Annotated in this window: 6 protein-coding genes; 4 read left to right on the top strand and 2 right to left on the bottom strand. The window is 71.7% G+C overall.

Annotated elements, in window-relative coordinates; translation table 11 throughout:
• The coding region (locus Pph01_RS08345) for an ATP-binding cassette domain-containing protein (protein ID WP_204072410.1) at positions 1–970 on the bottom strand (970 nt) is incomplete at its 3' end.
• Positions 971–1,078: 108 nt separating this feature from the next.
• Between Pph01_RS08345 and Pph01_RS08340 the strand changes: the two genes are divergently transcribed.
• The 3 genes from Pph01_RS08340 (at position 1,079) to Pph01_RS08330 (ending at position 3,831) form a co-directional block, all read left to right on the top strand.
• Positions 1,079–2,266 (top strand): sensor histidine kinase, encoded by a 1,188-nt coding sequence (locus Pph01_RS08340; RefSeq protein ID WP_204072409.1) that lies wholly within the window; start codon positions 1,079–1,081, stop codon positions 2,264–2,266.
• Positions 2,263–2,931: a response regulator transcription factor gene (locus tag Pph01_RS08335; RefSeq protein ID WP_204072408.1), complete on the top strand. Its 669-nt coding sequence runs from the start codon at positions 2,263–2,265 to the stop codon at positions 2,929–2,931. The genes Pph01_RS08340 and Pph01_RS08335 overlap by 4 nt, the downstream gene beginning before the upstream one ends.
• A gap of 105 nt (positions 2,932–3,036) precedes the next feature.
• The gene (locus Pph01_RS08330; protein WP_204072407.1) at positions 3,037–3,831 is read left to right on the top strand and encodes a helix-turn-helix transcriptional regulator; all 795 of its coding nucleotides are present in this window, start codon (positions 3,037–3,039) and stop codon (positions 3,829–3,831) included.
• Between the two features lie 45 nt (positions 3,832–3,876).
• On the opposite strand, the gene Pph01_RS08325 is transcribed toward Pph01_RS08330, so the two are convergent.
• The gene (locus Pph01_RS08325; RefSeq protein ID WP_204072406.1) at positions 3,877–4,386 is read right to left on the bottom strand and encodes a hypothetical protein; all 510 of its coding nucleotides are present in this window, start codon (positions 4,384–4,386) and stop codon (positions 3,877–3,879) included.
• Between the two features lie 45 nt (positions 4,387–4,431).
• On the opposite strand from Pph01_RS08325, the gene Pph01_RS08320 reads away from it, so the two are divergent.
• Entirely contained in the window at positions 4,432–8,652 is a 4,221-nt protein-coding gene (locus Pph01_RS08320) for a CHAT domain-containing protein (RefSeq protein ID WP_204072405.1), read from the top strand.
• Positions 8,653–8,714: the final 62 nt, after the last annotated feature.

Raw genomic sequence — 8,714 nt, 5'->3', positions numbered from 1 at the left:
TGGAGGGTTTTGCGGTGGGTTCCACGCCGGCTCCTGGGGAGGCTCCCGGAGTGGTTTCCGGGGCGGCGCGGAACTCGACCGAGTCCCGGGTGAGGTGCATGTAGGCCTCCTCGAGCGTCGCGCGATGCGCCGACACCTCGGAGAACGGCACCGCGTCGTCGTTGAGGAGGGCCACGACGCGCTCCGCCGCCAGGCCGGTGACCCCGAGAGTGCCGTGGCCCGTGTCGGCCACGGCGGCGCCGGCGCGGGTCAGCGCGGTCACGGCCGCCGAGCATGCCGATGTGCGCAGCGTGACCCGGTCGAGTGAGGCTGCCGCGATCAGCCCGGCCACGCTGGTGTCGGCGACGACCCGGCCGCGTCCCACGACCACGAGATGGTCGGCGGTGTCCTGCAGCTCGCTCATCAGATGGCTGGAGACCAGGACGGCCCGGCCCTCGGCCGCCAGCGACCTCAGGAAGCCGCGCATCCACACGATGCCCTCGGGATCCAGGCCGTTGGACGGCTCGTCGAACATCAGCACCGGCGGGTCCCCGAGCAGCGCCGCGGCGATCCCGAGCCGCTGCCGCATGCCGAGGGAGAAACCGCCCACCCTGCGTCTGGTCGCGGAACGCAGCCCGACCAGCTCGATCACCTCGTCCACCCGCCCGGCGCCCAGCCCCTGGGAGTGGGCCAGCCACAGCAGGTGATTGCGGGCGGTCCGGCTCGGCTGCGGCGCGGCGGCGTCCAGCAGTGCTCCGACATGGAACAGCGGCCGCCGCAGGCCGGCGTACGGTCGCCCGCCCACCAGCGCGCTGCCCTCGTCGGCCGCGTCCAGGCCGAGGATCACCCGCATCGTGGTGGACTTGCCCGCGCCGTTGGGCCCGACGAATCCGGTGACCTGGCCCGGCTCCACGGTGAACGACATCCCGTCCAGCGCCGTGGTCCGGCCGTACCGCTTACGCAGGCCGGTGACTTCGATGGTTGCTCGCATGCGATCGGTTCTACGGAGGTGGCCATAACGTGGGCCGAACGCGGCCCGTCATGCCGTTGTTAGGTCAGGGGCGGCATCCTTGAGGGGCACGGGAACGGGAGTGGACTGATGACGAAACCGCGACGCCCGGCTCAGGCCGGCCGTACCGTACGGCAGCGCTTCACCGCCCTGTACGGCGTCCTGTTCCTCCTGTCCGCCGTCGGGCTGCTGGCCATCACCAACCTCGTGAGCCTCGGATCGCGGATCAGCGCACACGGCGGCGGACCGCCATCCGGCGCGCAACTCACGCTCGAGACCGCCCAGGAGCACATCGCGCTGCTCCAGAGCCGGCTGTCGGAGACGGAGGCGCTCCAGTCACGCCAACTGCTGATCGGCTCGGTGATCGCGCTCGCCGTCATGGCCGTGGTGTCGCTCGTGCTCGGCCGGCTCGTCGCGGGACGGGTGCTCCGGCCGTTGCGGACGATCACCGCGTCCACGCGGCGGATCTCCGCGGACAACCTGCACGAGCGACTGGCCGTGCAGGGCCCCGCCGACGAGGTGAAGGACCTCGCCGACACGATCGACGGCCTGCTCGAACGCCTTGAGGGGTCCTTCGCCGCGCAGCGCCGATTCGTCGCCGACGCCTCCCACGAGCTGCGCACCCCACTGGCGACCATGCGGGCGTCGCTGGATGTCGCCGTGGCCAAGCCGGAGCCCGTGCCGGCCCAGACGATCGCGCTCGCCGACCGGCTCCGGGTCGAGCTCGACCAGGTCGACCGGCTTCTGGAAGGCTTCCTCACGCTCGCCCGCACGCAGCACGGAGCCCTGTCCGACCGCGCGACGGTCTCGCTCGGCCGCATGGTGTCCGCGGCCCTGGACGACCGGGCGGCCGACATCGCGGACAAGGACCTGACCGTCCACGACGGTGAGGTCGACGACCGCGCCTGGACCCGGGGGAGCCGGACGCTGCTGTCCCGCATGGTCGACAACGTGATCGACAACGCGATCGTGCACAACCGCCGGGGCGGCTGGATCCGGGTGGCCGCCACGGCCGACGGAGAGACGGCGCGGCTCGTCGTGGAGACGGGCGGGGAGCTGCTCGACCAGGAACAGGTCGCGCTGCTGATCCGGCCGTTCCAGCGGCTCGGGACGGATCGGACCGGCTCAGACAACGGGTCGGGACTCGGCCTGTCGATCGTGTCGGCCGTCGCCACGGCGCACGGAGGGGTCCTGGACCTGCGCGCCCGGCCCGAAGGCGGCCTCCGGGTCACCGTCTCGCTGCCCCTGGCGGCCGCGCTGACGGGCGCGCCGGCGTGAGGGTGCTGGTGGTCGAGGACGCCCGCTCACTCGCGGCCGTCCTGGTGGAGGGCCTGCGCGATCAGGGCATGGCCGTCGACGTCGCGTACGACGGGCTGGAGGCCGCGGCCAAGCTCGACCTCAACGCCTACGACGTGGTCGTCCTCGACCGGGACCTGCCGGGGATCCACGGCGACGCGCTCTGCCAGATGATCACTGAGGCCGACGACCGGACCATGATCTTGATGTTGACCGCGGCCGGCTCACCCGGAGACAGGGTCAGCGGCCTGACCCTGGGCGCCGACGACTATCTCGCCAAGCCCTTCCACTTCCCCGAACTGGTCCTGCGCATCCGCGCCCTGGCCCGCCGCCGGCCCTTCGCCCGCGCCCGCACCCTGCGCGCGGGCGGCATCGAGCTCGACCCGGTGAGCCGCACCGTCGCCCGTGAGGGCCGTCGCGTGGAGTTGTCGGTCAAGGAGTTCGCCCTCCTCGAGGCCCTGCTGCGCGCCGCCCCCGCCTTCCTCAGCACCGAGGACCTGCTCGAACAGGTCTGGGACGAGCACGCCGACCCGTTCACCAACACCGTCACGGTCACCATGGGCCGCCTGCGCCGCAAACTCGGCGAACCTCCGATCATCACCACCACCCCCGGGGTGGGCTACCGCATCATGGGGCCACCCGAGTAGGGCGCGCCGATGCGGACCCGGTCGTGCCGCCTCGCGAGTTGGTCCAGATGGTGATTTGTCATGCCTTTGGCGCGGATGTTACCTACCTATCCTTAATCTGACCTAGTGGGCGCTCTGGGGGAATTTCTGCGCGCTCGACGTCAAGCGACGACCCCCGATCAGGTCGGGTTGCCTCACGTCGACGGCCGCCGGACGCCGGGGCTTCGGCGAAGCGAAGTGGCGGACCTGGCCGGTGTCAGCGTCGACTACTACATGCGGCTCGAGCAGGGCAGAGAGCGCCATCCGTCGGAGCAGGTGCTCGACTCGCTCGCGCGGGTCTTCCACCTGGACCCGGAGGCCGCCCGGCACCTTCACGATCTCGCGCGCCCGCGGACGCCCAGGCACACGCCCGCGGACCGGGCCGACCAGGTCAACCCGACCCTGATCACGCTCATGCAGAGCTGGGACCACCCGGCCCTGGTGATGAACCGCCGGCTGGACGTGCTCTTCGAGAACCGGCTGGCGGCGCTCCTGTGCAACGAACGCGAATTCAGCCCCAACCTCCTGAGGCATGCCTTCTACCACCCGGAGTGGTATCAGGACTGGCACTCGGCGGCCAACGTGTGGGTGGCCCACCTGCGCGCGACCGCGGGGGCGCACTGCGAGGACCCCTTCCTCCTCGACCTGATCGAAGAGCTCTCCCAGGTCGGGGACTTCCGCCGCATGTGGGGCACTCACGATGTGCGGACCAACGGCCGGGGCATCCTGCAACTGCGTCACCCCGACGTGGGAGAGGTGAAGCTCGCCTACGAGACCCTGCCCGTCAACAGCGCACCCGGTCAGGTCCTCCTGGTCTGCCAGTCAATGCTCGACAGCCACTCCGCGGACTCCGTCGGCAAGCTGCGTCACCTCCTGTTGTAGACGGGTTCCGAATGTGCCGTCGCCACCCGGTGAAAGCCGGAATGTCTAGGTAAGACTCTCGACCACCCGGTAGCTTGCGAGAGTGCCGCTGGCATCCACGAAGACCTCCACCGGGACTCCGGCGGCGGCGAGGCGCACTCTCCACCCCCCGTCGTCCGATGTCGCGGCCGTGACGGTGCATGCGGTGGAATCGACGCCGAGAGCGGTATGGCAGAGGCCCCGCGCCAGTTCGATCGCGCGGTCGATGTCGATGCGGTTGTCCCGCCGCTTGCCGCGCCACCGCTGCAGATATCGCAGGGTCGCGGTGAACGGGGTGACCGCTGCCGCGCCGACGACGCCGGAGGCGGCGTACTCGGCGAGCGTCCGGAGCACGTCCGCCGTCTCACCCGGTCCGAGGGTCGGGTCGTCCTGCCGCGCGTACGCCTGCATGCGCAGTTCGCTGACGGTGTCCTCATCGGGAAGGTCGTCGGCGTCCAGGAACACCAGTGCCTCCTCGCCGGGGATGAGTTCGACGACCCATGATCCGGTGGTGTCCGGCTGCTCCTCACGACTCATGCGGACACCTTTCCACGGGTCACTCGGCACGCCAAGGCATTCGTGATGACGCCGTTCCCGCCTTGGCGGCTGGCGCAGCTGGCGCGAACGATCGACACGGTCTTCATCACGCCGGTGCCCTATCGGATTCTGAACTACCTGAGAAGCTGGGCGTTCGACGGCCTCGCCCTGGCGCCCGTCGCGGCGGCGGCCATCTGGTGGGCGCGCCGGCCGGAGGACCTGCCGGAGCCGACCGTCGCCGCGCAGATCAGCGACGAGCCATTCCTGCTGAGCCATCACATGGCGCAATATTTCCCGACCGTGATCGCGGTGCTGTCGTTCGCCGCCCTGCTTCGCGCCTTCCGCAGTGGGAGCGCTCCGGGGGTGCTGCTGCACAGAGCCGCGGTCGCGACCACGCTGGGGTGGTCGCTCCTGGTGGTGGTGGTGGTGGTGGGCGGCGGGCTGGTTCTGATCTTCCTGCCTGGCGGGGCCGTCGTGCGGTTCGCGCCCGCGATCGTCGCCTGCGGATGGGCGGTGGTCGTGCGACGCCTGGTGTACGGCCGGGTGCGCCTGCGGGTGCCCACCGGTGCCGGATTCCTGCCGCCCCGCCGTGCGCTGCTGCGGCGGAGAGACCGACGCGTCATCCGGAGTTGCAACAGCGCGGAGAGAAACGACGCCGACGCCGTCGCCAGGGCCTGGGCCGGCTTTGGCGACGCCATCGCCGCCGTGCAGGATCCTCGGCTGCGGGCGTGGTGCGTCGCACGCGAGGTCGACTACGCGCTCCGCATCAACGCGTTGTCCGACGCGGAACGGATCCTTATGGCGTCACGGGGCGATCCGTCCGGGGAGATGCCCGCCGTCCTGGCCGCGACCGGACTGTTCCGCCAGGCGATCGGGCTGGACGCCGCCGCGCATGAGGCGTTCGCCGAGGCCGCGCGCGAGTCAGGCGGAGGGCCCGCCCGGCTGCGCACCCTGCTGCTGGAGACCGCGAGCCCGGAGCAGCGGGCCACGGCGACCGCCTCATGGGGCTTCGCCACCCGCGCCGGGCTGGTGTGGCGCCGCCAGTACGCGGCCGTCGGGCTGGATCTGCTCACTCGAGTGCAACCGTTCCGCGGCACCGACCCCGGCACGGCGCTGGACCTCGCGTTCGCGGTCCACGAGCTGACGATCGCCCTGGGAGAGCGGTCGATGTACGCCGACATGAGCGTCGAGGAGGCTCGTGCCCTCCAGCTCGTCGGCGCGATGGCACTGGAGATCGTGGGCGAGATTCACCAGGCCGACGGCCGGTCGGGCGACGCCGTGACGGCGTTCGTCGACGCGGCGAATCGCTACAACCGTCAGTTCCACCGTTCGGGCCGGGCGGCGGCGCTCCTCGCCGCCACCTCGGCCGCGCTGCGGCTGAACAACGGGTCGCGCCGAGGTGAGGCGAACGCCCTGTTCCACCTCACCCGCGGCCTGCGGGACCTCGAGTTCGACCGGGGCCTGCTGGAGCAGCGGGCCAACCGGATCGGGCTTCTGCGCGACAGCCGCGACCTCTACTCGGCGGTCTTGTCCGCACTCGCCCGCGACGTCGTGTTCTATCGCGACGAAGCCGCGGCCACCGCCCTGTGGCTGATGGAGTCGATCCGGCGCAACGCGCTCGCCGCCGCCATCCGCCGGGGCTTTCGCCACGACGAAGACCGGGATCTGGCCGACCTGCTCACCGAGCACGACGTGGAGGAGGCGCAGGCGTACGCCGCGGACGGGCCTTCCCGCAGCCCCGCAGCCCCGCCGACCTGGATCCTGTCAGAGCGGCTGGCCCGGCTTCGCGGCGAGATCGGAGATCGGTTGTCCGCCACGGCGGTCGCGGCCCTGGACCGCACGCCGATCGATGTCGGCGACCTTCACGATCGTCTCGGGGCCAGGGTGGCGCTGACCTACTCGTGCCACGAGGTCGACGGTGGATGGCACATCACCACGGCGCTGACCGCGAAGGGCCGTACCCGGCTGAGCGACGTCGTCCTGCGCGACCACGAAGAAGCGGACAACCCACTGCGGCATCCGGCCGGACTGCTCCGGGCACTGGCCGGCACCGACTCGGCCGACAGCACTCGTGCACATCGGCTGTTCCCCATGAACGATCCGGGGTGGCGCGATCTCGCTGAAGCGCTCCTGCCTCCGGATCTGGACGAGGTCATGTCCGAGACCACGGCGACCGCCGGGGAGTGCGTGCTGCTCATCGTCCCGGACGGGCCGACCGCCGCAGTGCCCTTCGCGGGGCTGCGGCTGCCCGACGGCACGGCACTCACCGAACGGGCGACCATCGTCTTCGTGCCGAACCTGGCCCTGGTGGACCCGCCCGCCACGCTCGGCGCCGCATCGCCCGGGCGGTCACCCGCCATCGTCACGCACGTCGGACCGACCCGGTTCGGCGCCGAACTGGCGGGGCTCGCCGCCGGCGAACGCCCGCTTGTGCCGAACGGCCGCCCCGCTGCCCCGCGCATCATCGATACGGCGACGCGGGCGGAGCTCATCGTGGCGATCGGCGCCACACCGCAGGCCGATCTCGTGGCCATCTCCGATCACGGCGAGGTCCGCGGCCGGCCCATCGACCACTTCGTCCACCTCCGCGACCGGACCACCCTGTCGGCCGCCGGCGCCATCAGGCTGCGCTGGCCGAAGACCGTCGTCCTCGGCTCCTGCTGGTCGACCCGGCTCACCATGGAGACCGGCGACGAGCCGATGGGATTGGTCACCGCCTGTCTGCTCGGCGGCGCCACGTCCGTGGTCGGCGGTCAGGCGCCGATCGCGAACCGGGCGGCCTCCAGCACGCTGGCACGGGTGGCCCTGGCCGCCGCCTTCGGTGAGCATCCGGCCACCGCACTGCGGGCGGCGGTCGACGACCAGCGAGCCGGCGCCCGGGACCAGTGGCCACCGGCCGCGGTCTGGGCGAGCCTCACCGTCTGGAGCACGTCTCCTCCGGTGCCGAGCCGCGCCGTCGCCCTCGAAGAGGCGGCGGCCTGGCCCGACCGGATCGGCGATCGCGATCCCCAAGACGGCCTCACCCGGTGGTCGGAGCAGATCACGATGCAGAGCCTGCTCGGCTCGCACGAGCATCCGGATGACGGGCCGCCTCCCGCGACCGGCGCCATGGCGCCGCCGCCGCGTCCGTCCGGGCTCACGCCCGCCGTCCTGGACGGCCTGCTCCTGTCCAGCGTCCTACTCGGCCGGCTGGTCAGGAAACTGGCCAGGTTCGGCGCGAGCGTGCTGGTCCTCGCACTGCTCGCGATCACGATCGCACTGCGGACGGACTACAACGCTCCTCACACGCAGGACCTGCTGGCGACGAGTCAGCCGTACCTGATCGCTCAGGTGTCGGTTCCCGGCAGTCCCGCGCCGGTGAACGCCGTCCTGCTTGGCAGCCTCCGTGACTTCTACACACCGCCCAAGGTGACCGGGTTCTGGAATTCGCTCCGGCAGGTGGTCGTGGACGGCAACAGGGGTCCCGCGCGGCTCGCGGATCAGTACGCGTTCGCGTTGCCGTCCGACGGTCTGCCCGGCCGTACGGGCACGTCGGCGACGCTCCGGTACCGCGGACGCGAGGTCGGGGCGACCGTCGACTGCGCGGGCCTGCTTTCGCCCTTCGCCTGCATCGCGGTCGCCCGGCTGCCTGGGGGCCTCGGCCCGGATGGGGGATTGTGGGAGAGCGTCGTCCTCACCCCGGAGGCTCCCGGGCCGCTGCTCGACAGCGTCTACGTGCTGCACGACGGCTCCTCACCACGGGTGGACCAGGCGCGAGCGGCGGGCGTCGAAAGCCCGGAAGGCGCAACCGGACCGCTCCTCGTCGTCGCGAATCCGGAGGCCGACGAGACGAACAAGGTGCTGACGCCTGTGGTGCTCGGCGGCCGGGACAGACTCCTGCCGATGCTGGGGCTCAGCTACAACGTCACGCGCGCCGACTGGACGCGGATCGTCCCGACCGATTTCTTCATCGCCTATGCGAGGGCCGCCGCCGGACGGGAGGCCGGGCCGCCGCCGGGCAGCGTCGCCTACGCCGGGCTGAGCACCGCCGCCTCGTCTGACGGACGAGTCGTGGTGAGGGAGGTCCGTCCGGGGTACGCCGCCGACATCGCGGGGATCCGGGCCGGCGACGTCATCGTCGCCGTGGACGGCGCGAGGATCACGTCGGCCACGGAGGTGACGTCCCTGATACAGGCGTCCCGGCCCGGACGGACGGTCGTCGTCGACCTGTCGAGGGACGGCTCGAGCGTCTCCGTGCAGTGCGTCCTCGATTACCTGCCGCTCTGATGCCACCGGGGATTCAAGTCTCCTCGGGGCCGGGATGCCGCACGGCAGGAGCGTGCGCGCCC

Source organism: Planotetraspora phitsanulokensis, assembly GCF_016863295.1.
Lineage (GTDB): Bacteria > Actinomycetota > Actinomycetes > Streptosporangiales > Streptosporangiaceae > Planotetraspora > Planotetraspora phitsanulokensis.
This window is presented reverse-complemented; position numbering and strand designations above follow the sequence as displayed.